This is a genomic window from Acinetobacter sp. ANC 4178, from assembly GCF_004331175.1.
In the GTDB taxonomy this organism is placed as follows: Bacteria; Pseudomonadota; Gammaproteobacteria; order Pseudomonadales; family Moraxellaceae; genus Acinetobacter.
Genome location: NZ_SJOD01000007.1, coordinates 54,348 through 79,907, shown reverse-complemented (window position 1 = coordinate 79,907; position 25,560 = coordinate 54,348). Strand labels below are relative to the sequence as shown.

The 25,560-nt window shown below is 41.5% G+C and carries 23 protein-coding genes; 14 read left to right on the top strand and 9 right to left on the bottom strand.

All coding sequences use genetic code 11. The features are described 5' to 3' along the window. Positions 1–65 precede the first annotated feature (65 nt). From E0H87_RS14670 to galE, 8 genes are read left to right on the top strand one after another with little or no spacing between them, the layout of a single operon-like run. The gene (locus E0H87_RS14670; protein WP_131324271.1) at positions 66–1,106 is read left to right on the top strand and encodes an EpsG family protein; all 1,041 of its coding nucleotides are present in this window, start codon (positions 66–68) and stop codon (positions 1,104–1,106) included. Continuing rightward, positions 1,107–1,988 (top strand): glycosyltransferase family 2 protein, encoded by an 882-nt coding sequence (locus E0H87_RS14665; protein WP_131324270.1) that lies wholly within the window; start codon positions 1,107–1,109, stop codon positions 1,986–1,988. Next, positions 1,981–3,138 (top strand): glycosyltransferase family 4 protein, encoded by a 1,158-nt coding sequence (locus E0H87_RS14660; RefSeq protein WP_131324269.1) that lies wholly within the window; start codon positions 1,981–1,983, stop codon positions 3,136–3,138. Before E0H87_RS14665 ends, E0H87_RS14660 begins: the two co-directional genes overlap by 8 nt. Beyond that, complete coding sequence (locus tag E0H87_RS14655) at positions 3,122–3,736, top strand: sugar transferase (RefSeq protein ID WP_131324321.1); 615 nt, start codon at positions 3,122–3,124, stop codon at positions 3,734–3,736. The genes E0H87_RS14660 and E0H87_RS14655 overlap by 17 nt, the downstream gene beginning before the upstream one ends. 25 nt (positions 3,737–3,761) lie before the next feature. Then, a complete protein-coding gene (galU, locus tag E0H87_RS14650; protein WP_131324268.1) occupies positions 3,762–4,637 on the top strand; it encodes a UTP--glucose-1-phosphate uridylyltransferase GalU in 876 nt (291 codons plus the stop codon). A 26-nt stretch (positions 4,638–4,663) separates the two neighbouring features. Continuing rightward, on the top strand, positions 4,664–5,929 hold the full coding sequence (locus E0H87_RS14645) for a nucleotide sugar dehydrogenase (protein WP_131324267.1): 1,266 nt from the start codon (positions 4,664–4,666) through the stop codon (positions 5,927–5,929). Then, positions 5,926–7,599: a glucose-6-phosphate isomerase gene (gene pgi, locus E0H87_RS14640; protein ID WP_131324266.1), complete on the top strand. Its 1,674-nt coding sequence runs from the start codon at positions 5,926–5,928 to the stop codon at positions 7,597–7,599. The genes E0H87_RS14645 and pgi overlap by 4 nt, the downstream gene beginning before the upstream one ends. Next, complete coding sequence (gene galE / locus E0H87_RS14635) at positions 7,592–8,611, top strand: UDP-glucose 4-epimerase GalE (RefSeq protein ID WP_131324265.1); 1,020 nt, start codon at positions 7,592–7,594, stop codon at positions 8,609–8,611. The genes pgi and galE overlap by 8 nt, the downstream gene beginning before the upstream one ends. A gap of 39 nt (positions 8,612–8,650) precedes the next feature. Here galE and E0H87_RS14630 read toward each other — a convergent pair whose 3' ends face one another. The 9 genes from E0H87_RS14630 to E0H87_RS14590 all read right to left on the bottom strand — a co-directional run bounded on the left by E0H87_RS14630 (position 8,651) and on the right by E0H87_RS14590 (position 17,553). Continuing rightward, positions 8,651–10,021 (bottom strand): phosphomannomutase CpsG, encoded by a 1,371-nt coding sequence (locus tag E0H87_RS14630; protein ID WP_131324264.1) that lies wholly within the window; start codon positions 10,019–10,021, stop codon positions 8,651–8,653. A gap of 53 nt (positions 10,022–10,074) precedes the next feature. After that, positions 10,075–11,913, bottom strand: a complete 1,839-nt coding sequence (gene glmS, locus E0H87_RS14625; protein ID WP_131324263.1) for a glutamine--fructose-6-phosphate transaminase (isomerizing) — start codon at positions 11,911–11,913, stop codon at positions 10,075–10,077. A gap of 12 nt (positions 11,914–11,925) precedes the next feature. Next, positions 11,926–13,290: a bifunctional UDP-N-acetylglucosamine diphosphorylase/glucosamine-1-phosphate N-acetyltransferase GlmU gene (glmU, locus tag E0H87_RS14620; protein ID WP_131324262.1), complete on the bottom strand. Its 1,365-nt coding sequence runs from the start codon at positions 13,288–13,290 to the stop codon at positions 11,926–11,928. A 21-nt stretch (positions 13,291–13,311) separates the two neighbouring features. Continuing rightward, positions 13,312–13,863, bottom strand: a complete 552-nt coding sequence (locus E0H87_RS14615) for a phosphatidylglycerophosphatase A (RefSeq protein ID WP_131324261.1) — start codon at positions 13,861–13,863, stop codon at positions 13,312–13,314. After that, positions 13,814–14,731 carry a thiamine-phosphate kinase gene (thiL, locus tag E0H87_RS14610; RefSeq protein ID WP_131324260.1) on the bottom strand — a complete coding sequence of 306 codons (918 nt, stop codon included), beginning with the start codon at positions 14,729–14,731 and terminating at the stop codon, positions 13,814–13,816. Before thiL ends, E0H87_RS14615 begins: the two co-directional genes overlap by 50 nt. A gap of 17 nt (positions 14,732–14,748) precedes the next feature. Continuing rightward, the gene (gene nusB / locus E0H87_RS14605) at positions 14,749–15,198 is read right to left on the bottom strand and encodes a transcription antitermination factor NusB (protein WP_131324259.1); all 450 of its coding nucleotides are present in this window, start codon (positions 15,196–15,198) and stop codon (positions 14,749–14,751) included. A 3-nt stretch (positions 15,199–15,201) separates the two neighbouring features. Then, positions 15,202–15,672 carry a 6,7-dimethyl-8-ribityllumazine synthase gene (gene ribE / locus E0H87_RS14600; RefSeq protein WP_016165653.1) on the bottom strand — a complete coding sequence of 157 codons (471 nt, stop codon included), beginning with the start codon at positions 15,670–15,672 and terminating at the stop codon, positions 15,202–15,204. 11 nt (positions 15,673–15,683) lie between these two features. Continuing rightward, a complete protein-coding gene (ribBA, locus tag E0H87_RS14595) occupies positions 15,684–16,805 on the bottom strand; it encodes a bifunctional 3,4-dihydroxy-2-butanone-4-phosphate synthase/GTP cyclohydrolase II (protein WP_131324258.1) in 1,122 nt (373 codons plus the stop codon). Positions 16,806–17,130: 325 nt separating this feature from the next. Beyond that, positions 17,131–17,553 carry an Lrp/AsnC family transcriptional regulator gene (locus E0H87_RS14590; protein WP_116762678.1) on the bottom strand — a complete coding sequence of 141 codons (423 nt, stop codon included), beginning with the start codon at positions 17,551–17,553 and terminating at the stop codon, positions 17,131–17,133. A gap of 201 nt (positions 17,554–17,754) precedes the next feature. Between E0H87_RS14590 and E0H87_RS14585 the strand changes: the two genes are divergently transcribed. The 6 genes from E0H87_RS14585 to astE all read left to right on the top strand — a co-directional run bounded on the left by E0H87_RS14585 (position 17,755) and on the right by astE (position 25,195). Continuing rightward, on the top strand, positions 17,755–19,029 hold the full coding sequence (locus tag E0H87_RS14585; protein WP_171458387.1) for a Glu/Leu/Phe/Val family dehydrogenase: 1,275 nt from the start codon (positions 17,755–17,757) through the stop codon (positions 19,027–19,029). A gap of 71 nt (positions 19,030–19,100) precedes the next feature. Continuing rightward, positions 19,101–20,318: a bifunctional succinylornithine transaminase/acetylornithine transaminase gene (locus E0H87_RS14580; protein WP_131324256.1), complete on the top strand. Its 1,218-nt coding sequence runs from the start codon at positions 19,101–19,103 to the stop codon at positions 20,316–20,318. Positions 20,319–20,331: 13 nt separating this feature from the next. Beyond that, positions 20,332–21,357 carry an arginine N-succinyltransferase gene (astA, locus tag E0H87_RS14575; protein ID WP_016165648.1) on the top strand — a complete coding sequence of 342 codons (1,026 nt, stop codon included), beginning with the start codon at positions 20,332–20,334 and terminating at the stop codon, positions 21,355–21,357. A 5-nt stretch (positions 21,358–21,362) separates the two neighbouring features. Then, complete coding sequence (astD, locus tag E0H87_RS14570) at positions 21,363–22,832, top strand: succinylglutamate-semialdehyde dehydrogenase (protein WP_131324255.1); 1,470 nt, start codon at positions 21,363–21,365, stop codon at positions 22,830–22,832. A 24-nt stretch (positions 22,833–22,856) separates the two neighbouring features. Further along, positions 22,857–24,197, top strand: a complete 1,341-nt coding sequence (astB, locus tag E0H87_RS14565) for an N-succinylarginine dihydrolase (RefSeq protein ID WP_131324254.1) — start codon at positions 22,857–22,859, stop codon at positions 24,195–24,197. A 23-nt stretch (positions 24,198–24,220) separates the two neighbouring features. After that, positions 24,221–25,195 (top strand): succinylglutamate desuccinylase, encoded by a 975-nt coding sequence (gene astE / locus E0H87_RS14560; protein WP_131324253.1) that lies wholly within the window; start codon positions 24,221–24,223, stop codon positions 25,193–25,195. Positions 25,196–25,560 lie beyond the last annotated feature (365 nt).

Genomic DNA, 25,560 nt, shown 5'->3' with positions numbered 1-25,560 from the left:
TATAATTATTTTGTTATGCGGAAAAATATAAAATGGTTATTTTAAGATAGATGGATGTTTTATAGATGATACCTTACTTAATTGTTTTGTTTTTTGTGATGTTTATTACTTTTATTGAAAGTAAGAAATTGTCGCGTAAGGCAATTATCGTTCCATCTCTTTTTTTAATATTATTGCCATCACTAAGGAGTAATAATATTGGGACAGATAGCAAAACTTATACTCTAGCCTACGATTTTAATTATGATCCTTACAGATATGGATTTGATCCAGATATAGAATATGGGTATCAATTGCTCGATTCTATTATTTTAAATTTTACACATAATTACTTTTGGTTATTTTTTATATCCTCTTTATTTGTAATTCCAGCATATTTATTAACTATAAAGAAACTATCTATAAACTATTATTACTCTATATTAATATTTGTTACATTTGGTTTTTATACATTTTTTTTTAATGGGCTTAGGCAAGGTATTGCTATGGCAATATGTTTTTTTAGCTTACCTTATTTGATTGAAAAGCGGATAATTTCTTATTTTATAATAATTATTTTTGCTGCTATGTTTCATGTATCTGCCTTGGTAATGGTTCCTATATATTTTTTGGTTAATTTAAAAATTAAAATCGAGTATAAAGTATTAGTATGTTTTATATTTTCTACTTTGATTAGTCAAATTCTAATAGGTTATTTAGCTAAGGGAAATAGTCGTTATGATAATTATACTAGGGAAGTTGATCAGGCCGGTGGGTATATTACATTACTATTTTTTGCATTAATTGGTTTTTTTGTATTTGTTACTGGTAAGAGATTTAGGAATGAGGATGTAGTATTTAATAGGTCTGAGCAAATTCTCTTGTGCGGTTTGGCTTTGGTTTTTCCAGTCGCTTTTTTAGGTACAGATCCATCTGGCCCACAACGAATATTATATTATTTTACAAGTATGTGTATTTTTTTAATTCCATATGTTTTAAAAAAATATAATAATATTTTTATTAATATTTTATTTGTTATCTTCTCTATATTTTATTTCTTAATAATAACCATGAGATTTGGTGAATTATATCCTTATCAGATCAATCCGATATTCGAGGTGTTTTAAATGTATTCAAAAGATGGAGTGAGTGTTGCAATTCCTATCTATAATGCTGAAAAATTCTTATCTGACGCTATACAGTCTGTAATTAATCAAAGTTTTAAAGAGTGGGAGCTTATTTTAGTTGATGATGGTTCTACTGATAGGTCTCTTGAAATTGCAAAAGAATTTGAAAGAAAAGATAGTCGTATAAAAGTGATATCAGATGGTTTGAATTTAAAGTTACCAACTAGACTCAATCAGATTATTTCTTTATCTAAATATGAATTTATTGCTCGAATGGATGCAGATGATATTATGCACCCTGATAGATTAAGAGTTCAATATGATTTTTTAAAAAATAATGAATATGATTTGGTCTCTTCATCATTGTACTCAATTGATATAAATAATAATATAGTTGGAAAGAGAATAATAGATTCTCCTGTGACCATTCAATCGTTATTGAGAGGTAATAATCAAATTGCACACCCAACTATTCTTGCTAAGAAAAACTGGTATCTTAGAAACATGTATGATGAGCAGTCAGAGCGTGCTGAGGATTATGAATTATGGCTTCGTTCAATTTTAAATAAAGATTTAAAAGTTCATGTATTGCCTGAACCATTATTATACTATCGTGAAGTGGGTAATATTACTAAAGAAAAACTTTTATTATCGTATAAAACTACGGGCTATATATATAAGAAATTCAAAGAAAATATTGGCTCTATTTATTACTTAAAAGCAAGTTTTAATAATTTATTTAAAAAAAATATAGTTAATATTTTATTTTATTTAGGTAAGGAAGGCTATTTAGTTAAGAGGAGAAATGATAATTTTATATCGTCTCACGAGCTTGAAAATGCGAGGAATAATTTAGCTCTGGCAGTGAAATCTGATGAATAAGAAAGTAATTATACTTATAGGGACTACTGGCTCAAGTTTCTATGGATTTCGCGCTGATTTAATACGATCTCTCGTAGCAAATGGCCACCAAATATATGCTTTCACTTCTGAATATACAGAAGACTGTTTAGAAAGAATTAAAGCCTTAGGTGCTGAACCTGTTACTTATCAATTAAGTCGTGGGGGGTTAAACCCTTTTGCTGATATTGCCTCAACATATCAACTTGTTCGTAAAATAAAAAAAATTAACCCAGATATCGTTTTTTCATATTTTGCTAAACCTGTGATTTATGGAACACTAGCAGCAAGTTTTGCAAGGGTTCCTCATATTATTGGTATGCTTGAAGGACTCGGTTACACTTTTACAGACCAACCAGAAGGCCAAAGCACTAAGACGAAACTGATTCGTAACATTCAGGTTTTATTATATCGTTTAGCCTTCCCAAGATTGGATGATATGATTTTTTTGAATTCTGATGATGAAAAAGATCTTATACATACCTATAATCTACCAGTCAAAAATGTACACATTCTTGGTGGCATCGGTTTAGACTTGAAAGATTATAGTTATAGTCTTGCTCCAATAGATCCTGTAAATTTTTTATTTATTGGGCGTTTGTTGAAAGAAAAGGGTATATTTGAATTTATTGATGCAATTAAATTTGTAAAACATAAACATCCTAATACGAAGTTTACAATACTGGGTGGCTTAGACACGCAGAATATGGGAGCATTGTCGAGGTCTCAGCTAGATGAACTGATCGCAGAAGGCTTATTTGAATATCCTGGTCATGTTTCTAATGTAAAAGACTGGATCGCTAACTCAAGTGTGTTTGTACTTCCATCTTATAGAGAGGGTGTACCACGAAGTACACAAGAAGCTATGGCTATAGGACGTCCTGTTATTACAACAGATGTTCCAGGATGTAGAGAAACGGTAGTTGATGGCGTGAATGGCTTTATTGTTCCTTGTTGGGATGCCGAGGCACTAGCAGAAAAAATGTGTTTTTTTATTGAGGCACCATCTCAAATAAATCTTATGGGGCTAGAAAGTATGAAAATGGCTCATCAAAAGTTTGATGCTGAACAAGTAAATAATAGATTATTCGAAATCATGGGTTTAAATGGTTCTTATGAAAAGATTGGTTGATATTATCATTGCTTCTATAGCGCTTTTGTTGCTATTTCCAGTTTTTCTTTTAGTCGCTTTAAAAGTACGTAAAAACTTAGGTTCTCCAATTTTCTTTCTCCAAGAAAGACCAGGCAAAGACGGAAAAACTTTTAAAATGATTAAGTTTCGGTCAATGAAAGATGCTTTAGATAAGGATGGAAATCTCTTACCCGATGAGGCCCGTATTACGCCTTTTGGGCAGAAATTACGTTCTACTACTCTAGATGAAATGCCTCAACTTATTAATGTTTTAAAAGGTGATATGAGTATTGTTGGACCACGTCCTCAACTTGCTGATTTTATGGAGCACTATACGCCAAGACAAATGCGTCGCCATGAGGTCAGACCTGGGATGACAGGTCTTGCTCAAGTGAGTGGGCGAAATAATTTAAGCTGGGAAGAGAAATTCGAATTAGATGTGGAATATGTAGAGGCCCATAATATTTTGTTAGACTTTAAAATTATGGTAAAAACAGTTCTGGTTATGTTGAAAAAAGAAGGGATTAACGCACCAGATCAGTTAGTAGGGGCAAGTCGTTTTTCAGGTTCGCCAAAAAAAGATGAAGTACAGTATTAATTGTTAGTTAAATAAAGTTAGCCGCATGATTAAAAAAGCAGTTCTACCAGTGGCCGGTTTAGGTACACGTTTTTTACCCGCAAGTAAGTCTATTCCTAAGGAAATGGTTACTGTTGTTGATCGTCCTGCTATTGAGTATGTGGTACGTGAAGCCGTAGAGGCTGGAATTGAACAAATTATTTTAGTGACTCATTCTTCGAAATCTTCAATAGAAAACTATTTTGATCGAAATTTTGAACTTGAAACGACCCTAGCACAGAAAAATAAAACTGGTCTGCTAAAAGAAATTACTGAAATTTTACCTGCGCATGTGAGTGTGGTGAGTGTACGTCAGCCACAACCTTTAGGTCTAGGTCATGCTGTGCTTTGTGCCAAAAGTATTATTGGTGATGATGATTTTGCAGTTCTATTGCCAGATGTATTGGTTAAAGCAAAATCAAATCAAAATGATCTTGCCTGTATGATTCAGCGTTATGAAGCTGTGCAAGCTGCACAAATCATGGTTGAAGCAGTTCCTGATCATATGGTCGATCAATATGGTATTGTGGATGTTGCAAGCTCTCCTGCAGAAGGTGAAAGTATTGCCATGCAGGGCATTGTAGAAAAACCTGCTGTAGGGGCGGCTCCTTCGAATTTATCCGTTGTGGGACGGTATATTCTGCCAGCCAAAATTATGCAGTTGTTGGAACAAACACCTAAAGGTGCAGGACATGAAATCCAGTTGACCGATGCAATTGCAATGTTGCAGCGTACTGATTTAGTTGAAGCTTATCGAATGAAAGGAGAGACCTTTGACTGTGGAAGTAAGCTAGGCTATTTAAAGGCTGTTTTACATTATGGTATTGCTCATCCTAATTTAGGACATGACTTTAAACAGTTAATTGCCGAATTAAGTGATTAATAATAAATATTTCTTATAGGTGAGTGATGAAAGTTGCAATATTAGGTGCGACACTCAATGCGGGTGTCATGGCTACCTTATTGTCTGAGTATGGCAATCAGGTGTATTGGTGTAGTCATCAGAATAATGAGTCTTCCACATCAAAACATATCCAGTACTTAGATGAAGAAGTCAATTTTCGTCTAGATAAACAGTATAAACTTGGCCAACTTCTTTATTCTTCATTGGCAGACTTACCTTCGAATGTGGATGTTTATTTCTTTTGTTATAGTCCGACAGAAAGTGAATTAGCAGATCAAACACTCAAAGTATTGGCTTTAAAGCCGATTGTTCATCCAAAATTGATGATTAATGCTGCAACTTTTGGGTTAAATGGTACTGAAAAACTTAAAGCGATTTCACCTAAAGATCACTGGGTTTATTTACCCGATGTGATTCAGGAAGGCAATGCCATTAATAGCATACTTCATTTGAAACATATCATTGTTGGGGTGGGGGAAGAACAGGCTAAAACTTTGGTTGAAGAATTATTACGACCAATATTTAGCACGCCTAATCAATATTTATTTATGCCCATTCTTGATGCAGAATTTACCAAACTGAGTATTTCTGGCATGTTGGCGACTCGGATTAGTTATATCAATGATCTGGCGATGGTGGCTGAAAAGTTAGGAATTGATATTGCCAATGTTAAACAGGGGATGGGCGCAGATACGCGAATAGGCTCGTCTTATTTATCACCTGGAGCAGGTTTTGGTGGTGAAAATTTTTCGCATGATATTCTCACTTTATCTAGTGAAGTCTCAAAAAGTGGTGCAAAAAGTCGGCTATTACAGCAAGTTTTGGACATTAACGAACAGCAAAAAGAAATTTTATTCCGTAAACTTTGGAACTATTATCATTCAGATTTAAGCAATAAAGTTGTTGCCATTTGGGGGGCAGCCTTTAAAGAGAATACTTCAAGTATCCATAATTCCCCAATTCATGCCATGCTGGATGCACTCTGGGCACAAGGTGCCAAGGTGAAACTGCATGACCCGCAGGCGTTGAAAGAAATTTATAAGCAGTACGGTCATCGTGCAGATTTGGTCTTGTGTTCAGATGCTTATGATGCAGTTCAAGATGCTGATGCGTTATGTGTGATTACGGCGTGGAAGCAATATTTTAGCCCTGATTATAAAAAGCTACAGCAATTCATGCGTCATCCGCTTATTCTAGATGGACGTAATATCTATGATCCTCAGTATGTTAAAGCACAGGGCTTTGCCTATGAGGGAGTTGGTCGAGTATGAGAGAAAATATCGAAAATTTTCCCAAGCAAAGCATTCGTTCTGCTGAACAAAAATTACAGCAGTTAGCCGAACAGATGCAAGCGGTTAATTTGAATCAGCTTTTTTCAGAACATGTGCAACGTTTCGAAAATTTCAGCTTACGCTGTGAAAATGTACTTTTTGATTTCAGTAAGCATCGGGTCAATTTGTCTGTGATGCAGGCCTTGGTTTCCTTGGCGGACTCAAAACAATTAAAAGCGTGGATCGATCGCTTGTTTTCAGTTGAGGCAATTAATTACACCGAGCAACGTGCAGCCATGCATTGGGCGTTACGTTTACCGCAAGATTCTTTTGTTTTTTCTGAATTGTCACAACAAGTGCATGAACAATTAGACCGAATGTATGATCTGGTTGAAAAAATTCATGCAGGACAATACCGTGGTGTGACAGGTGAAGTTATTCAGGATGTGGTGAATATTGGGGTAGGCGGGTCTGATTTGGGCCCTTTAATGGTTTCCCATGCGCTATCTGATTTTAAAGTGAAAACAGCCAAACCTTTAAATGTGCATTTTGTATCGACGATGGATGGCAGCCAACTCTCAGAGTTATTGCATCAATTAAGACCTGAAACCACTTTATTTATTATCTCTTCCAAATCTTTTGGTACGATTGATACCTTGTCGAATGCTGAAACAGTTCGTCTATGGTTAGAGAAAACCTTAGGGCAGCGTGACTGTGTCTTAAAAAGTCATTTTATTGGCGTGTCGACTAAACCTGACAAAATGACGGCTTGGGGAATTCATCCAGATCACCAGTTTGTATTATGGGACTGGGTCGGAGGGCGTTATTCTCTTTGGTCTTGTATTGGGCTACCGATAGCCTTGCAAATTGGGGTTGATGGCTTTAAAGCATTGCTTTCGGGTGCGTATTTGGTGGATCAGCATTTTCAAAATGCACCGTTTGAGCAAAATATTCCTGTGCTGATGGGATTGTTGGGCGTATGGAATACCAACTATCTGAACATGCAAACCCATGCCGTACTTCCTTATGATGGTCGATTAAAATATTTTGCTGCGTATTTACAACAGCTTGAGATGGAATCTAACGGTAAGTCTTTACAACGTGATCATCAAAAAGTTGAATCCTCGACTTGTCCGATTGTATGGGGAGAGGTGGGGCCGAATGCGCAACACGCATTTTATCAGTTGTTGCATCAAGGTACGCATGCAGTCAGTTGTGATTTTATCGCACCTGTACAGCGTTATAATGCCAAGCAATTTACCTATGTTGAAAATGCAGAAGCTTTAATTGAGCAACATCATTTGGCTCTTTCTAACTGTTTGGCACAATCCAGATTATTGGCGTTTGGTAATCAGGCATTGAGTGCGGATGAAGTGGATCATCTCCCCGATTATAAAAAATATGAGGGGAATCAGCCGAGTTCAACAATGCTGGTGGATGAGTTAAATCCAAAGACTTTGGGTATGCTCATTGCACTCTATGAACATAAAGTATTTGTACAGTCGGTCATTTGGAATATTAATCCCTTTGATCAATGGGGTGTAGAAAAAGGCAAAGAGATTGCCAACCAATTATTGCCTGTGTTGAATGGTCAGCAATCTGATATTGCCCAGTTTGATACATCGACCCAAGGTTTACTGAAAGTTTTGTTAGGAAATAGACATGGCTAAAATTTTAGTCACAGGTGGAGCGGGTTATATCGGCTCACATACCTGTGTTGAGTTATTAACCGCGGGTCATGAGGTTGTGGTTTTAGATAATCTCTCAAATAGTTCGGTTGAATCTTTGACGCGGGTACAACAACTATCTGGAAAATCACTCGATTTTATTGAGGGGGATATTCGAGATGGTGAAACACTCGATCAACTTTTTGCAGAGCATGCGATTGATGCGGTGATTCATTTCGCAGGTTTAAAAGCCGTAGGTGAAAGTCAGCAGATTCCCTTGACCTATTTTGATAATAATATTACGGGCAGTCTGAATTTGGTCAAAGCCATGGAACGTGCTGGCGTCTTTAAGTTGGTATTTAGTTCTTCTGCGACTGTTTATGATGAGGCAAATATTTCACCATTGAATGAAGAGATGCCAACAGGAATGCCATCTAATAATTATGGCTATACCAAACTGATTGTTGAACAATTGCTACAAAAGCTCAGTATTGCAGATGAGCGTTGGTCGATTGCTTTATTGCGTTACTTTAATCCTGTAGGCGCGCATAAAAGTGGTCGTATAGGTGAAGACCCACAAGGAATTCCAAATAATTTAATGCCTTATGTAACTCAAGTCGCTGTGGGGCGTCGTGAAAAGCTGGCCATTTTTGGTCAAGATTACGATACAGTAGATGGTACAGGCGTTCGTGATTATATCCATGTAGTGGATTTGGCCAATGCGCATTTGTGTGCCTTGAATAATCGTTTAGCGGCTACGGGCTGTCGTGCATGGAATATTGGTACGGGGCAAGGCGCCTCAGTTTTGCAAATTAAAAATACCTTTGAACAAGTCAATGGGATTGCGATTGCGTTTGAATTTGCACCACGACGCGCAGGCGATGTTGCCACCTCATTCGCAGACAATACTCGCGCAGTGACAGAATTGAACTGGCAACCGAAATATGGTCTGGAAGATATGTTGGCTGATAGTTGGAACTGGCAAAAACAGAACCCGCAAGGGTATGCAGATTAAAATAGACTTTAAAAAGGGGAGCAAATCGCTCCCCTTTTTTTAACTTTGGATCAATTGCGTTAATTCATGCACATAAGCTTGCATTGGTTGCGGATTTTGATCCAAACGGCTTTCAATATTTAGGCGCAATAAAGGCTCTGTATTGGATGCACGCACGTTAAAACGCCAAGTGCCAAAATCTAAACTCACCCCATCGGTACGATCAATCTCAGGATTCTGATGTGCAAAATGGTCAAACAGTTTTTGAATCGTGGCTTGTGTATCTGCAACTTTGAAATTAATTTCACCACTGCATGGAAACTTGGTGATCATATCTTCAACCAGACTAGACAAAGACTGCTGTGTTTCAGATAAAACGCTAATCGCCAGTAACCATGGAATCATGCCACTATCGCAATAAGCAAAATCACGGAAATAGTGGTGAGCACTCATTTCTCCGCCATAGACTGCATTATGCTCACGCATCACATCTTTAATAAAGGCGTGACCAGATTTAGACTGTACAGTAATACCTTGATATTGATCGACAATATCTAAGGTGTTCCAGACTAAACGAGGATCATGCACAATTTTTTCATTGGCTTGCTTTAATAGAAAGGCTTGAGCCAATAAGCCGACAATATAATAGCCTTCAATGAATTGCCCTTTTTCATCAAAAAGGAAACAGCGGTCAAAATCGCCATCCCAAGCAATGCCCATATCCGCCTGATGTTCTAGTACCGCCTGACGCGTACTATCACGATTTTCAACTAAAATCGGATTTGGAATACCATTTGGGAATGTGCCATCGGCTTCATGATGAATTTTGATAAATTCTACAGGAACTTGCAGTTGATTGAACTTTTGCTCTAGTGCATCAATCACATGTCCTGCTGCGCCATTGCCCGCATTGACCACCAGTTTGAGTGGACGAATTTTTTCAGGACGAATATAGGTGAGGAGGTGATCAATAAATTCAGGCAGAATATTGTAACTTTCAACTGTGCCTTTGTGCTCAACAGTTGTAAATGCGCCTGATTCCGCCAGTGCTTGAATGTCTTTTAAACCCGTGTCAGCACTGATTGGGCGTGCATTTTCACGCACCAATTTCATGCCATTATAATCCATCGGATTGTGACTGGCCGTGATTTCGATCCCCCCTTGTACATCAAGATGGAAAGCACCGAAATAAACTTCTTCAGTTCCAGTCATACCTAAATCAAGGACGTTAATGCCAGCATCGATTAAGCCTTGAATGGTGGCTTGTTTTAAGCCTTCACTGCTCAGGCGGATATCGCAACCAATCACCACGGTTTTAGGTTGATAGATTTGCCCATAGGCACGGCCAATTTTATAGGCAATCTCTTCATTCAATTCTGTGCCAAGTTTGCCACGAATATCATAAGCTTTAAAACAGGTCAGGCAGGTCATATTTTTAACTCATATTATTTGATAAAAAAGGCTCGAAATTCGAGCCTTTATTCTTATTCGACAGTCACACTCTTGGCCAAGTTTCGAGGCTGGTCTACATCGGTGCCACGCAATACTGCGACATGGTAAGACAGTAGTTGTACAGGGATGCTATACACGATTGGTGCTAAAGTCGCACTGATACTTGGTACGCTAACCACGTGTTGGCGCTCTTTGCTGTGAATGCCACTATGTTCATCCGCGAAGACAAACAATTCGCCCCCACGTGCTTGAACTTCTTCCATGTTCGATTTAAGTTTATCCAACATGTCATCTTGTGGTGCAAGAATAACCACAGGCATGTCATTGTCAACCAAAGCCAATGGGCCATGTTTGAGTTCGCCCGCAGCATAACCTTCAGCGTGAATATAAGAAATTTCTTTCAGTTTGAGTGCACCTTCCAAGGCAATCGGGAAATGCGTACCGCGACCAAGGAATAAGCAGTGTTGTTTTTCTACAAACAATTCTGAAAGACGTAGGATAGAGGCGTTATTTTGCAGGGTATCCAGAATAACTTTAGGCAAGTGCCATAATTCTGCTGCGATGCTTTGAATTTGATGTTCTGAAATGGTTTGTTTGATTTGACCAATTTTTAAAATCAGTAACATCAATGCGGCCAATTGCGTAGTGAAGGCTTTGGTCGAAGCAACTCCAATTTCAGGGCCTGCCAAGGTCAATAAACTGTGGCTGGTCTCACGAATCATCGATGACGTTGCTACATTACAAATTGCCATGGTGACAATATTGATATGCTTCGCTGCGGCACGCTTTTGGGTATCACGCAGTGCAGCTAGCGTATCTGCAGTTTCCCCTGATTGCGAAATGCACAGATACAACGTGTTATTGACAATTACAGGGGTGCGATAGCGGAACTCACTGGCAATTTCAACCTGACAAGGCACATCAATCAGTTGTTCAAACCAATATTTGGCAATCATGCCAGCATGATAACTGGTACCGCAAGCCAAGATTTGCACTTGTTGAATATTGGCGAAATCCGCTTCAGCTTGTTGAAGGAAATCTGCACGTAATGCATTGCCATCTAAAGCTTGAGAAATGGTTTGTTGTAATGCTTCAGGCTGTTCGTAAATTTCTTTCAGCATGTAATGCTTAAATTCACCTTTCGAGGCATTGCTGACCGTTGCATCCAGTTCTTTCACTGGGCGATTGACCAATTGCCCATTCACAAAGACTTCAATCTTGTCACGCGTTAAGCGAGCAATGTCACCTTCTTCAAGGTAAATAAAGCGGTTGGTAATCGGTAATAAAGCCAATTGATCCGAGCTAATGAAATTTTCACCAATCCCCACACCAATCACAAGTGGTGAGCCTTCACGTACTGTAATCAGTTCATCAGGATAATCTGTGTGAATAATTCCCAGTGCATATGCACCCTTAAGCTGTGGTACTACGCTTTGTACAGCTTCTAACAGGCTAGAGGTTGACTTCAAGGCATCATGTACCAGATGTGCCACGACTTCGGTATCGGTTTGTGAAGTAAACACATAACCCAAAGCTTCAAGATCATCTTTTAGTTCTTGATAGTTCTCGATAATGCCGTTATGCACGACAGCAACATGACCTGAGACATGTGGATGGGCATTATTTTCAGTTGGTTTGCCATGAGTTGCCCAGCGGGTATGTGCAATCCCAAGTGAACCTGTGACCAGTGATTCATTCACCGCTTGTTCAAGGTTGGCAACTTTACCGACACGACGTTCACGTAAAATATCATCTTGACTCACCAGTGCTAAGCCTGCCGAATCATAGCCACGATATTCCAGTCGTTTTAAACCTTCAATTAAAATATTGGTAATACTACGTTCTGCAACGCCACCGACAATACCGCACATAGGAATATCCTCTTATTTCTTCAATTTTTGTGGACGTTGATAGTTTTCTTTGACTATCTGTTTTGAACGTTCAAAGGCCAAGTTATGATCTTCAACATCACGGGTAATCACCGAACCCGCCCCGACAGTGGCACCATGACCAATGCGTACAGGGGCGACCAGTGAACTGTTCGAGCCAATAAAGGCTGAATCACCAACAATGGTTTTGAATTTGTTGGCACCGTCATAGTTACAGGTAATGGTTCCCGCACCAATATTTGAATTTGCACCAATTTCGGCATCGCCTAAATAAGTAAAATGATTGGCTTTAGAACCCAGACCAATACTGGAGTTTTTCACTTCAACAAAATTACCGATATGAACTTCATTGGCCAGTTTTGCGCCTGGACGTAAACGTGCAAAAGGGCCAATCTGGGTATCTTCACCGACAATGGCTTGATCGAAAATGCTATATGGCTGTACTTTGGTGCCTGCGGCAATTTTGGTGTTTTTAATTACGCAACCTGCGCCAATCTCAACGGAATCACCCAGTTCGCAATCGCCCTCAATGATGACATTAATGTCGATCTGCACATCTTGACCAACTTTAAGATTGCCACGTAAATCAAAACGATTCGGGTCAATCAAATGTACACCTTGCTGCATCAATTGTTTGGCTTGGAAGCTCTGAAATTGGCGTTCTAATGCAGCGAGTTGAATGCGGTCATTCACACCTTCGACTTCAAATGCCATCTCAGGTTCAACCGAAGCGACCTCAAGACCATCGGTCAGCGCCATTGCGACAATATCAGTAAGGTAATATTCACCCTGAGCATTGTTGTTGGTGAGCTGTGGTAGCCATTGATGTAACTTGGCATTACTCACGCAATAGATGCCGGTATTGATTTCACGAATCTGGCGTTGCTGTTCGTTGGCATCTTTATGCTCAACAATCGCTTGAATTTGTCCATCTTTACGGACAATGCGTCCATAGCCTGTGGCATCGTCAAGGGTTAAGGTCACGAGACCAATCCCTGTTTCACGTGAAGCATCGAGCAATTTTTGTAATGTTATGGGTGTGATACACGGCACATCACCAGACAGAATCAGGGAAATGCCATCTTGAGGTAGTACAGGTAAAGTCATCTGAACAGCATGACCCGTACCCAGTTGTTCTGCTTGTTCGACCCATTGTATTTGTTCATGGTTAAAGTGTTGTTGCACTTGTTCACCACCATGTCCATAAATGGTGATGATATGCTCGGCATTGAGTTGCTTTGCCGTTTTAATCACATGTCCAAGTAAGGGGCGTCCTGCTAAGGGTTGTAACACTTTGGGGAGTTGGGAACGCATTCGGGTTCCCTTACCTGCAGCAAGAATAATCACAGAAGTTGTCATAACACACCTTACAAGCTGGCGCTAAGCCAGAGAAATATTATTGAGGTATATAAAAATACAGAGCGCTGCCCAAAGCCCCGCAATAATGTCATCGAGCATAATGCCAAATCCGCCGTGGACTTGGCGGTCAATGACACGAATGGGCCATGGCTTCCACACATCAAACAGGCGAAACAGCAAGAAACCAATCAATGCGGAGAAGATGCTCATTTGTCCGAAATAAATCAGCGGCAATAAGGTAATGGATTGACCTGCAAATTCATCCCAGACAATGCGTCCATCATCATGTACACCCATCACTTTGGCGGTTTGACCGCAAATATAGATGCCAATCAGCGACATGAAGATGATGGCGTATATGGAGTTGAGAAAGCCTAAATTCAACCACAATGGGATAAAAAGTAACGCAAAGGCAGAACCAAAAGTACCGGGTGCTTTGGGTAATAAACCAGAGCCAAAACCGACACCGCAAAAAACAATACAGCGGTTCGACCAAGACATATGGTTAAACTGAATTGGAGGTTTATGCAAAGTGTTGATACCCTTGGAATTGAAGCGGATGATCTTTGCCATCTTTTTCAAATGTAAGCCCTGTTGACGTTGTAATGGTTCCAATCACCGTAATTTTTACATCTAATTCTTGTTGTAAAAGCCGTTGGTAATTTTGCGGACTTATTGTAAAGCATAACTCATAGTCATCGCCACCCGCGAGTGCGTATTGCCATTGTTGTACTTGTGTTACGCGCTGTAGAGCGCCATCGATAGGAAGCTGTTCCAATTGTAGTCGAGCACCCACGTGTGAGGCTTTGAGAATATGTCCCAGATCCTGTGCTAGACCATCAGAGACATCAATCATGGCAGAGGCTAGGCCTTTTAACTGCTGTCCAAGCTGGCAGCGTGGTGTTGGGTAATCTAAACGTTGCTTTAAAGCATGATCGGAATGTTGAAGCCCATAGGCTGCATCACCGATTTGCCCGCTGACGCAAACGTAATCACCGACTTGAGCACCTGCGCGTTTTACCGCTTGACCCGTATCCACCCAGCCGAGGGCAGTAACGGAAATAGTGAGATGTGGGCTTTGGGTGGTATCACCGCCAATTAAACTCACGCCAAATTGATCGCAACAATCATAGAGTCCCTGACTAAAGTCTTTCAGCCAGTCATGATCAATTTGGGGTAGGCTCAATGCCAATAAAATACTGTGGGGTTTGGCCCCCATTGCAGCGATATCGGAAAGGTTCACGGCAACAGATTTCCAACCAATCGCATGGGCAGGGGTATCGAGAGGAAAATGCCGTCCTGCAATCAAGGTGTCCGTGCAGATCACCAATTGTTGCTGTGGAGGAGGGGTAAGTACGGCTGAGTCATCTCCGACCCCTAAGTCGACTGAAGTATACTTCTGTCGATTAAAATAGGTTTCAATGATAGAAAACTCAGCCATATTACTTACTACACGTCTTATTGTGCTTGTTGCTTTTCTGCTGCACGAAGGTTGTTGGCTAAACGGTCTAATACACCATTGATGTATTTATGACTGTCAGCCCCACCAAAGTGCTTGGCAAGTTCAATCGCTTCATCTAAAACCACGCGATACGGGATTTCAAGATGTTCTTTCAATTCGTAAGCGCCTAAACGTAATGTTGCAAGTTCAACACCGTCTAGTGCTTCGATTTGGCGATCTAGCACAGGAATAAGAAGCGCATCCAAAGCTTCATGATTGGCAACCACTTGAGTCAGCAATTCATGATAATAGCTTAGGTCCACTTTATGCATGGCATTTTCAACACGCGTACGTGCTTCAATTTCATGCACTGGGTTGCGGCTCATTTGCCATTCATAAATGCCTTGTACAGCAAAACGACGTGCTTTACGTTTTGCAGCATAAGCGGCTTGAAGTGTTTGCGACATGCTTTAAATAGCCTTTAACAAGTTAACCATTTCAATTGCAGTAAGAGCAGCTTCGCTACCTTTATTACCTGCTTTTGTTCCAGAGCGTTCAATCGCTTGTTCAATGCTGTCCGTAGTCAATACACCGTTAATTACTGGTAAACCAGTGTCTAAGCCAACTACGCCTAAACCTTTGGCACATTCACCTGCAACAAAGTCAAAGTGAGGCGTACTACCACGAATCACAGCGCCAAGAGCGATGATGGCATCAAAGCGATCAGAAGCGGCCAGTTTTTTTGCAACCACTGGAAGTTCCCAAGCACCTGGTGCATGAACAACAGTGATATTATCCTCTGATACACCATGACGTTTCAATGTATCAATTGCACCTTCTAGTAAGTGTTCAACCACAAAGCTATTGAAACGACCCACTAAAATCGCGTAACGGCCTTCGCTCGCGAGATGTAATAAACCTTCAATTCGGCGAATCGCCATAGCAACCTCGATTATTTCGTTAATGTTTGTTGAGCGGTGACATATTCCACCACTTCAAGATTAAAACCTGATAATGCATTGAAACGTAGCGGCGAACTAAGCAGCTTCATTTTTTCAACGCCTAAATCACGTAAAATTTGTGCGCCCACACCAATCGTTTGATATTGCTGAGACAATGCTGCACTCGATTTGGTTTTCTTTGGTGCAGTTAAACTGTCTAGGGCAGGACCTAAATCTTGTAGGTGACGTTGACCAATCCACACCAGTACACCACGATCACTGTGGGCAATTTCTTTTAGCGCACGGTCTAAGTTCCAAGCAGGTTCGCCATCTTGCTTATTGAGTTTCAATAAATCACGAGTTGGATTAAAACCATGCACGCGAACTGTGGTTACGCCGTCTTTCGGCTCACCTTTAACCAAGGCCAAATGGATATCTGGATTGCCAATTTCACGATAACGGAACAGTTCAAATGTACCATATTCAGTGTCGATGGTTTCTTGACCTAAACGCTCGACTGTTTGTTCATTGGTCATGCGGTAATGGATCAGGTCAGCAATGGTCCCCATTTTAAGACCATGCTTTTCAGCGAAAATTTCCAAATCTGGACGACGGGCCATGGTGCCGTCTTCTTTAATGATTTCACAAATCACGGAAGCGGGTTCTAAGCCAGCAATACGTGAGAGGTCACAGCCTGCTTCAGTATGTCCTGCACGGTGCAGTACACCACCGGGTTGTGCCATCAGCGGGAAGATATGTCCAGGTTGTACAATATCGCTCGGCTTGGCATGTGCAGCAACCGCTGTTTGAATGGTATGAGCACGTTCAGCAGCGGAAATACCTGTGGTAATCCCTTCTGCTGCTTCAATCGATAAGGTGAAGTTGGTGGCATGTTGTGCACCATTGGCATCGACCATTAAAGGTAAATTCAATTGCTGACAACGCTCACGGCTTAAAGTTAAGCACACTAAACCACGCGCATGCGTAATCATGAAGTTAATGTCTTCTGGGCGCACGTGTGTCGCCGCAATAACTAAGTCACCTTCATTTTCACGGTCTTCATCATCCATCAGGATGACCATTTTCCCTGCACGGATATCTGCTACGAGCTCTTCAACGGTATTGAGCGGCATCAATCTTCACCTTTCTATTCGTCTGCAAATCACCAAGGGGTTTGCATTTTTGGTTGTGGCATAGTCTAACGCTTTTTTAGACAGTTTGCCTATGCTTTTACTTTTCTGTACGTCGATTGTTATACACAGCCATGCAAGACTTTAAAAGAGTTGTGCTATTTAAAAATGAGCAATCGATTAAACTCATTGGGTCAAAATCGGATCAAATTTTCAAGAAAACGGGGTCAAACTGTACATTTTAGTCAAATTAGGTCGTATTGCTCCGAGTGGTTTGTTTTCTAAGAGTATGCGGGTTTCTCACTTGAAATCACGATAAGTGAATTGTTTATGCTTTATAAGTCGAAAGCAAAATACTGGTTTCGGTATTGTAAATGCCCGAAATGGTTCGAATGCGCTCTAAGGTTTTATCAAAACTTTCTAAACTGTCTGATTTTAGCTCAACCAATAAATCCCATTTACCGTTGGTGGTATGCAGCGTATGTACTGAGGGATCAATTCTTAATTCTTTTACCACGGCACTGGTTTTGGTGCCTTCCACCATAATATTCATCCATGCACGAATGGTGTTTTTCTCGCTACCCGGTTTTAAACGGACGGTATAGCCCGTAATGATGCCACTCGATTCTAAATATTCGATGCGTTTCTGCACAGTGTTTCGAGAAACGCGCACTTTGTGGGCAATGTCGGTAATTGACATACGGGCGTTGTCACGCAGCAAACCTAGAATTTGGCTGTCAGTATCATTCATTTTGATTTCCATAATTATCATTTTGATAAAATTTATTGCATTTTTATCAAAATTACAACTTTTTAGAGTCGTTTTGATTTTTCATACTATGCGTATTAGGTAACACTCCAGTTGGAACAACACCGAGCTGAGGCGGTGTCCAATAGATGGGGTGTTTCCTATTTTGAATGGATTAGCTCAATTAAATTCTCAGAGGATAAAATAATGTCTTTGTCGTATGAAATGGAAAATAGTGGCGCATGGCAAACCTACCTTGCTCAGATTAACCGTGTAGCACCTTATCTTGAAGAAGACTTAATCCCATTTATCAATACTTTAAAACGTCCAAAGCGTGCGTTGATTGTCGATGTGCCTATTGTTATGGACGACGGTTCTATTCAGCATTTCGAAGGTTACCGTGTACAACACAATTTGTCGCGTGGACCAGGTAAAGGCGGTATTCGTTACCATCCAGATGTAGAACTGAATGAAGTGATGGCTCTTTCAGCGTGGATGACCATTAAAACTGCGGTATTAAACTTACCGTATGGTGGTGCAAAAGGCGGTATTCGAGTAGATCCGCGTAAATTGTCTCCACGTGAACTTGAACGTTTGACGCGTCGTTTTACCACTGAAATTAGCCCAATCATTGGCCCACAAACCGATATTCCAGCACCAGATGTAGGCACCAATGCGGACATTATGGGTTGGATGATGGATACCTACTCTACGATCAAAGGTCATACCGTAACAGGTGTTGTGACAGGTAAACCTGTGCATTTAGGTGGCTCATTAGGTCGTGTACGTGCAACGGGTCGTGGTGTATTCGTAACGGGTTTAGAAGTGGCCAAAAAACTTAACTTAGCACTTGAAGGCAGTCGTATTGCAGTTCAGGGCTTTGGTAACGTGGGTAGCGAAGCTGCATATTTGTTCCATAAAGCCAATGCGAAAGTGGTGTGTGTGCAAGACCACACAGGCACGATCTTCAATGCGGAAGGCTTTAATGTGAAGCAGTTGCAAGACTACGTTGCGATTCATAAAGGTGTCGCAGGTTTCCCTGATGCAACGTTAATTGAAGATGAAGCGTTCTGGTCAGTAGAGATGGATATTTTAATCCCTGCTGCGTTAGAAGGTCAGATTACGGCTGAGCGTGCGCAAAAATTGACTGCCAAATTGGTGTTGGAAGGTGCGAACGGCCCAACTTATCCAGACGCAGAAGACATTCTTTTAGAACGCCAAATCATGATTGTTCCAGACGTACTGTGTAACGCGGGCGGTGTAACCGTGAGTTACTTCGAGTGGGTTCAAGACATGGCAAGCTACTTCTGGACTGAAGAAGAAATTAATGAGCGTTTAGACAAGCTTATGATTAAAGCAGTTGAAGATGTTTGGCATACAGCAGATGACAAAGATTGCAGCTTGCGTACCGCAGCGTACATTTTGGCTTGTGAACGTATTTTGAAAGCACGTAAAGAACGAGGAATTTTCCCAGGTTAAGGGGGAGTTTCGTGCCCTTCGGGGCACATTCAAGTAAGAAAAATATCAGATTTATTAAGGAAGAACAGACCATGAACCAGAATAGCCAACCTAATCGCCAAGATTTTAATCAGTATATGGTGCCTGTTTTTGCACCTGCTCAATTTATTCCTGTGCGTGGCGAAGGTTCTCGTTTGTGGGATCAGCAAGGTAAAGAATATATTGATTTTGCAGGTGGTATTGCGGTGAATGCGCTTGGACATGCACATCCAGTTGCAGTCAAAGCCTTAGTCGAACAAGGTCAGAAGTTATGGCATATCGGTAACGGTTATACCAATGAACCTGTACTTACTCTAGCAAAACAATTGGTTGAAAGTACCTTCGCCGATAAAGTGTTTTTCTGTAACTCTGGTGCAGAAGCCAACGAAGCGGCTTTGAAACTTGCGCGCAAAGTGGGTCTACTTTCAGGCTCTGCGCGCAAGAACAAGATTATTGCATTTAAAAATGCCTTCCACGGCCGTACGTTATTTACCGTTTCGGCAGGTGGTCAACCGAAATACTCGCAAGATTTTGCCCCTTTACCAGAAGGCATTCAGCATCTTCCATTTAATGATTTGGATGCAGCGCGTGCAGCGATTGATGCCGATACGTGCGCAGTGATTGTTGAACCGATTCAAGGTGAAGGTGGGGTTATTACGGCTGATCCTGAATTCTTAAAAGGCTTACGTGAACTGTGTGATCAACATGGTGCAGTATTGATTTTTGATGAAGTACAAACTGGCGTGGGTCGTACAGGGGCGTTATATGCTTATATGAACACAGAAGTGACGCCAGACATTTTAACCACAGCCAAAGCATTGGGTGGTGGTTTCCCCATTGGTGCCATGATTACCACAGATAAATACGCGAATATGTATGCGGTGGGTGATCACGGTACAACTTATGGTGGTAACCCATTGGCATCTGCGGTGGCATCTGCGGTATTTGGCTTTATTAATACTCCTGAAGTATTGAATGGTGTACGTACTCGTGCGCAAATCTTTGCTGATGGTTTAAAGCGTTTGAATGAACGTTTTGGCTTGTTTGAAGAAGTTCGCGGTCAAGGTTTATTGATTGGCTGTGTACTCAAAGCAGAATATGCCGGCAAAGCCAAAGACATCGTTACGCTTGCTGGTGAAGAAGGCTTGTTGGCATTAGTTGCAGGTCCAAATGTCGTGCGTTTCACGCCATCTTTAATTATTCCAGAAGCGGATATTGAAGCAGGTTTACAACGTTTTGAGCGTGCGCTCGCACGTTTCGTTGGCGCGTGATAGGCCACCGCTGATGATGATTGTTAGACATGCAGAGCATCGAGATTTAGATGATATCTTCATTCTGGCGGGGAAGTCGGGCGTAGGTCTGACTTCTTTACCCCAAAATAAAGACATCTTATTGGCTCGGATTGCACGCACACAAAAGACCTTACAAGGTCAAGCTGCGCCAAATGAGCAAGGTTATTTATTTGTTTTAGAAGATACCCAGTTGCAGCGCGTGGTTGGCGTCAGTGCGATTGAAGTTGCGGTGGGTTTGACAGAACCATTTTATAACTTTCATGTGGGTAAGCAAGTTCATGCCTCACAAGCTCTGAATGTTTATAAGGCTTTAAACACTCTGTTTTTAAGCAATGACCATACGGGATGTAGTGAGCTGTGCACGCTGTTTTTAGATCCTGAATATCGTAAAGATCAAAATGGTAAATTGCTTTCTAAAATCCGTTTTCTATTTATCGCAGCATTTCAGCAGGCATTTCAAAATACCCTGATTGCAGAAATGCGTGGTTATTCGGATGAAAATGGTCGATCACCCTTTTGGGATGCCTTGGGTTATCACTTTTTCAATATGGACTTCTCCACGGCTGATTACCTAAGTGGTATTGGGCAAAAAGTCTTTATTGCGGAATTGATGCCTCGTTTCCCTGTGTATACCGATTTATTGCCATTGGCAGCACAGCAAGTGATTGCGCAAGTTCATCCTCAGACCGTTCCAGCTTCTCGTGTTTTAGAGTCGGAAGGTCTGCGTTATCAAGGCTATGTCGATATTTTTGATGCAGGGCCAACCCTCGAAGCCGAAGTGAAAAACTTACGTGCAGTCAAGGAAAGCCAGACCTGTGCCGTGAAAATCGTGAGCAGTCTGCCAGAAGCGACAGGTCGTTATTTGGTAGCAAATGACCGTTATCACGATTATCGCGCGATTTTAATTCAACATGCTGCGGATGCAGACAACTTAAGTTTAACGGCTGAACAAGCCTATGCGCTTGGCGTACAAGCGGGGCAAAGTATTCGTATGCTGCCTTTAGACAAGATGGAGTAAAAATAATGTCACAAGGAAATTTATATATTAATGGGACATGGTCTCCTGCACAGGGTGCAGCATGGGACAAACTCGATCCTGTCACACAAGAAAAAATTTGGCACGGTGCAGAAGCTACGGCTGAACAAGTGGAACAGGCTTGTCAGTCGGCACGTGCAGCTTTTGCTGCGTGGGCGCGTCGTCCACTTGCAGAGCGTATTGAAGTGATTCACCGCTTTGCCAGCTTGCTAGAACAAAATAAACAACAGTTAGCGACAATCATTAGTCGTGAAACCAGCAAACCAATTTGGGAAACCTTAACTGAAGTTCAATCGATGATTGCCAAAGTGGCGATTTCGATTCGTGCTTACCATGAACGTACTGGCGAAAGCATCACTGAAATGGCAGATGGTGCAGCATCTTTGCGTCACCGTCCACATGGGGTATTGGCTGTATTTGGTCCATATAACTTCCCAGGTCACTTGCCGAATGGTCACATTGTGCCAGCCTTAATCGCGGGCAATACCCTTGTTTTTAAACCAAGTGAACTCACGCCGTGGACAGCGGAAGAAACCGTGAAGTTGTGGCAAGAAGCAGGCTTACCAGCAGGCGTATTGAACTTGGTACAAGGTGGTCGCAGTACTGGGGAAGCACTGGCTCAATCCCATGAAATTGATGGCTTGTTGTTCACAGGCAGTGCCAATACGGGTTACCACTTGCATAAACAATTAGCAGGTGCTCCAGAGAAAATTCTCGCGCTAGAAATGGGGGGTAACAACGCATTAATCATCGATGAAATTACCGATATTGATGCGGTAGTGAACTTAACCATTCAATCTGCCTTTATTTCCGCAGGTCAGCGCTGTACCTGTGCGCGCCGTTTGATTATCAAAAATGGTGCTGTAGGTGATGCCTTCATTCAACGTTTGGTTGAAGTGAGCCGTAACTTGGTGGTGGGGCAGTGGGATGCACAGCCACAACCGTTTATGGGTGGTGTGATTTCATTGCATGCGGCACAGCAAATTTTACAAGCGCAACAACGTTTGGTGGACTTGGGCGCTGAGGTGTTATTGCCTGTCACTCAAGCAGATGCCAACAGTAGCTTTTTAAGCCCAGGTCTTTTAGATGTGACTCATGTTAATGACGTACCCGACGAAGAATATTTTGGTCCATTGAGCTGTATCTATCGTTATAACCATTTTGATGAAGCTTTAGCGCTTGCCAATGCAACACGCTTTGGCTTGTCGGTAGGTTTGATTTCACCAGATCGTGAACTGTTCGAGCGTTTATTGATTGAAGCGCGTGCAGGCATTGTGAACTGGAATAAACCATTAACAGGCGCTTCAAGTGCCGCGCCATTTGGTGGTGTAGGTGCATCAGGAAATCATCGTGCCAGTGCCTTCTATGCCGCAGATTATTGCGCATGGCCAATGGCATCACTAGAAAGTCAGCAGGTAAGCCTACCTGAAAAATTATCGCCAGGCATTGTGCTGTAAGTCGACAGAAAAGGGAGTTTAGAAATGTCAGGCTATGAAATTAATTTTGATGGTTTAGTCGGTCCAACGCATCACTATGCGGGATTGTCCTTTGGAAACGAAGCATCAACCAAAAACCAAAATAATCTTTCCAACCCAAAGTTGGCTGCCAAGCAAGGTCTGTTAAAGATGAAAGCTTTGGCCGACATGGGCTTAAAGCAAGGTGTATTTGCACCACAAGAACGCCCACATGTGCCGACTTTGCGCAAATTGGGCTTCCGTGGCGATGATCACAGTGTGATTGAACAAGCCATGCGAACTTCGCCTGCGTTGTTATCTGCTTTGAGTTCTGCATCGTGCATGTGGACAGCCAATGCGGCAACAGTTTCGCCGTCGGCGGACAGTGCTGATGGTCGTGTGCATTTTACAGCGGCAAACTTGAACAACAAATTCCACCGCTCGATTGAACATGAAACGACATCGCGCGTTATGGCGGCCATGTTTAAGGATGAGCGTCACTTCGCCCATCATGAAGCACTGCCACCAGTGGCATTGTTTGGTGATGAAGGTGCGGCAAACCATAACCGTTTAGGCGGTGCTTATGATCAAGCCAGCGTGCAAGTGTTTGTCTATGGTCAGCAGTTCCTCGGTGGTGGTATTGGTCCGAAACACTATCCTGCACGCCAGTCGCGTGAGGCGAGTGAAGCAGTGGCACGTTTACACCAACTCAAAGCGGAACAAACGGTGTTTGTACAGCAGCATCCCGATGTGATTGACCAAGGGGTCTTCCACAACGACGTGATTGCGGTGAGTAACCAAAACGTCCTGTTCCATCATCAACATGCATTTTTAAATCAATCGGAAGCTTTGGCTGAAATTCGCGAAAAAATGGCACGTTTGGGTCAAGAGTTTGTGGCTATTGAAGTACCTGATCAGCGTGTTTCAGTGAAAGATGCAGTGAATACCTATTTGTTCAATAGCCAATTGCTTACGCGTGCCGATGGCGGTATGAGCATTGTGGTGCCTGAGGAATCACGTCAAAACCCAGCAGTGTGGGGTTACTTAAACGACATGATTCAAATGGGTACGCCAATTGATGACATCAAAGTCTTCGACCTGCGTGAAAGTATGCGTAACGGTGGCGGTCCTGCATGTTTGCGTTTGCGTGTTGCAGTGAATGAAGCAGAACTGAATGCGATTAATCCGAATTTGTTTATGAATGATGCCTTGTTTACCCGTTTAAACACGTGGGTAGATCAATACTACCGTGACCAGTTGGCACAACAAGATTTGGCTGACCCGCAATTATTGATTGAAAGCCGTACTGCGTTAGATGAATTGACGCAAATTTTGAACTTAGGTTCGGTGTATCACTTCCAACGTTAATTCGCGAGTAAGGACAGCAGCAGATGGATTTTTTAAGTAGTGTGTTAGAGCAAAAAGTACCTGCCTCAACCCGAGGCATACAGGACAATTTTAGCTGGGAATGGCTGGCTGAAGGGGTGCTGTCTTTTACGCCTATGCAGGCTTATGAAAAAGCCGTCGTGCTGTCCGCTGGTGTACATGGCAATGAAACTGCGCCAATCGAGTTATTGGCGCAGCTCAGTCAGGATATTTTTGCAGGTGCATTACAGCTCAAGGTCAAATTAATGTTGATTTTGGGCAACCCTGTCGCGATTCGTTCAGGTAAACGCTATGTTGAAAATGATATGAATCGGATGTTTTGTGGTGCGCATCAGCAATTTTCCGAAACCTTTGAAGCCAAGCGAGTGGCTGAGTTAGAGCAGTTAGTGGCAGATTTCTTTCAATCGTGCCCTACACAGGTCAAACGCTATCACTATGATTTGCACACGGCGATTCGTCCGTCTTTGCTTCCGACTTTTGCTTTATTTCCTTATCAAACTCATGGCTATGATGCGGTCATGTTAGCGTGTTTAAGTGCTGCGGAACTGGATGCCTTGGTGTACCACAATGCGGCGGGTCGCACCTTCACGCACTATACCAGTTCAAGATTTCACGCAGCGAGTTCAACCCTTGAACTCGGACATGCCAAACCTTTTGGTCAAAATGATTTATCGGCATTTAGCGCGATTAATCAAGTGTTACGTTCGGTAGTAACAGAACAACCTTTACCTGCACGCCAAAAGTCAGCAATTAAAAACTTTCGTGTTGTCGATTCGATTATCAAAACTGAAGATGACTTTCAGCTCAACCTTGCCGATTCTGCTCCCAATTTTTCAATGTTCCAATCAGATGCGGTAATTGCCCTGCAACAGGGTAAACCTTATGTGATTGCACCAGAACAGGTCTGGATCTTATTTCCAAATACTCAAGTGAAAAAAGGCTTAAGAGCAGGTTTGATATTAACGGAGCTTCGTTCGTGATTATTCGTCTCGATTTATTAAATATGATGATGGTGATTTATAGAAATTAAATCGTTAAATTGATTTTCAATGGAATTGAATATATGGATATTGTGAAAAATATTAATGCAATATTTACATCCAGTGATTATGGGTTCGCTTATAGTCAGTGGATAAACTCGCGTCATGTTTTTATTAAGCTATTGTTTTTTAATGTTAAATTAATAAAATTGGTATAGGTTTTGCAATCTGTGTTGTGATTTATTTGGTCGGTATTTTTATTTTTAAAATTCGGTTAAATAATAAAATTAATATTATTGAAAGATAATATTTAGCTTAATTTTGGATAGATATTAAATAAGGAAACATTTTATATCTGTCCCGTA

Coding starts and splice junctions, on each gene's coding strand:
- E0H87_RS14670 (WP_131324271.1), top strand. CDS start 66: ATGATACCTTACTTAATTGTTTTGTTTTTTGTGATGTTTATTACTTTT.
- E0H87_RS14665 (WP_131324270.1), top strand. CDS start 1,107: ATGTATTCAAAAGATGGAGTGAGTGTTGCAATTCCTATCTATAATGCT.
- E0H87_RS14660 (WP_131324269.1), top strand. CDS start 1,981: ATGAATAAGAAAGTAATTATACTTATAGGGACTACTGGCTCAAGTTTC.
- E0H87_RS14655 (WP_131324321.1), top strand. CDS start 3,122: ATGAAAAGATTGGTTGATATTATCATTGCTTCTATAGCGCTTTTGTTG.
- galU (WP_131324268.1), top strand. CDS start 3,762: ATGATTAAAAAAGCAGTTCTACCAGTGGCCGGTTTAGGTACACGTTTT.
- E0H87_RS14645 (WP_131324267.1), top strand. CDS start 4,664: ATGAAAGTTGCAATATTAGGTGCGACACTCAATGCGGGTGTCATGGCT.
- pgi (WP_131324266.1), top strand. CDS start 5,926: ATGAGAGAAAATATCGAAAATTTTCCCAAGCAAAGCATTCGTTCTGCT.
- galE (WP_131324265.1), top strand. CDS start 7,592: ATGGCTAAAATTTTAGTCACAGGTGGAGCGGGTTATATCGGCTCACAT.
- E0H87_RS14630 (WP_131324264.1), bottom strand. CDS start 10,021: ATGACCTGCCTGACCTGTTTTAAAGCTTATGATATTCGTGGCAAACTT.
- glmS (WP_131324263.1), bottom strand. CDS start 11,913: ATGTGCGGTATTGTCGGTGGCGTTGCAGAACGTAGTATTACCAATATT.
- glmU (WP_131324262.1), bottom strand. CDS start 13,290: ATGACAACTTCTGTGATTATTCTTGCTGCAGGTAAGGGAACCCGAATG.
- E0H87_RS14615 (WP_131324261.1), bottom strand. CDS start 13,863: ATGGCAAAGATCATCCGCTTCAATTCCAAGGGTATCAACACTTTGCAT.
- thiL (WP_131324260.1), bottom strand. CDS start 14,731: ATGGCTGAGTTTTCTATCATTGAAACCTATTTTAATCGACAGAAGTAT.
- nusB (WP_131324259.1), bottom strand. CDS start 15,198: ATGTCGCAAACACTTCAAGCCGCTTATGCTGCAAAACGTAAAGCACGT.
- ribE (WP_016165653.1), bottom strand. CDS start 15,672: ATGGCGATTCGCCGAATTGAAGGTTTATTACATCTCGCGAGCGAAGGC.
- ribBA (WP_131324258.1), bottom strand. CDS start 16,805: ATGCCGCTCAATACCGTTGAAGAGCTCGTAGCAGATATCCGTGCAGGG.
- E0H87_RS14590 (WP_116762678.1), bottom strand. CDS start 17,553: ATGAATGATACTGACAGCCAAATTCTAGGTTTGCTGCGTGACAACGCC.
- E0H87_RS14580 (WP_131324256.1), top strand. CDS start 19,101: ATGAACCAGAATAGCCAACCTAATCGCCAAGATTTTAATCAGTATATG.
- astA (WP_016165648.1), top strand. CDS start 20,332: ATGATGATTGTTAGACATGCAGAGCATCGAGATTTAGATGATATCTTC.
- astD (WP_131324255.1), top strand. CDS start 21,363: ATGTCACAAGGAAATTTATATATTAATGGGACATGGTCTCCTGCACAG.
- astB (WP_131324254.1), top strand. CDS start 22,857: ATGTCAGGCTATGAAATTAATTTTGATGGTTTAGTCGGTCCAACGCAT.
- astE (WP_131324253.1), top strand. CDS start 24,221: ATGGATTTTTTAAGTAGTGTGTTAGAGCAAAAAGTACCTGCCTCAACC.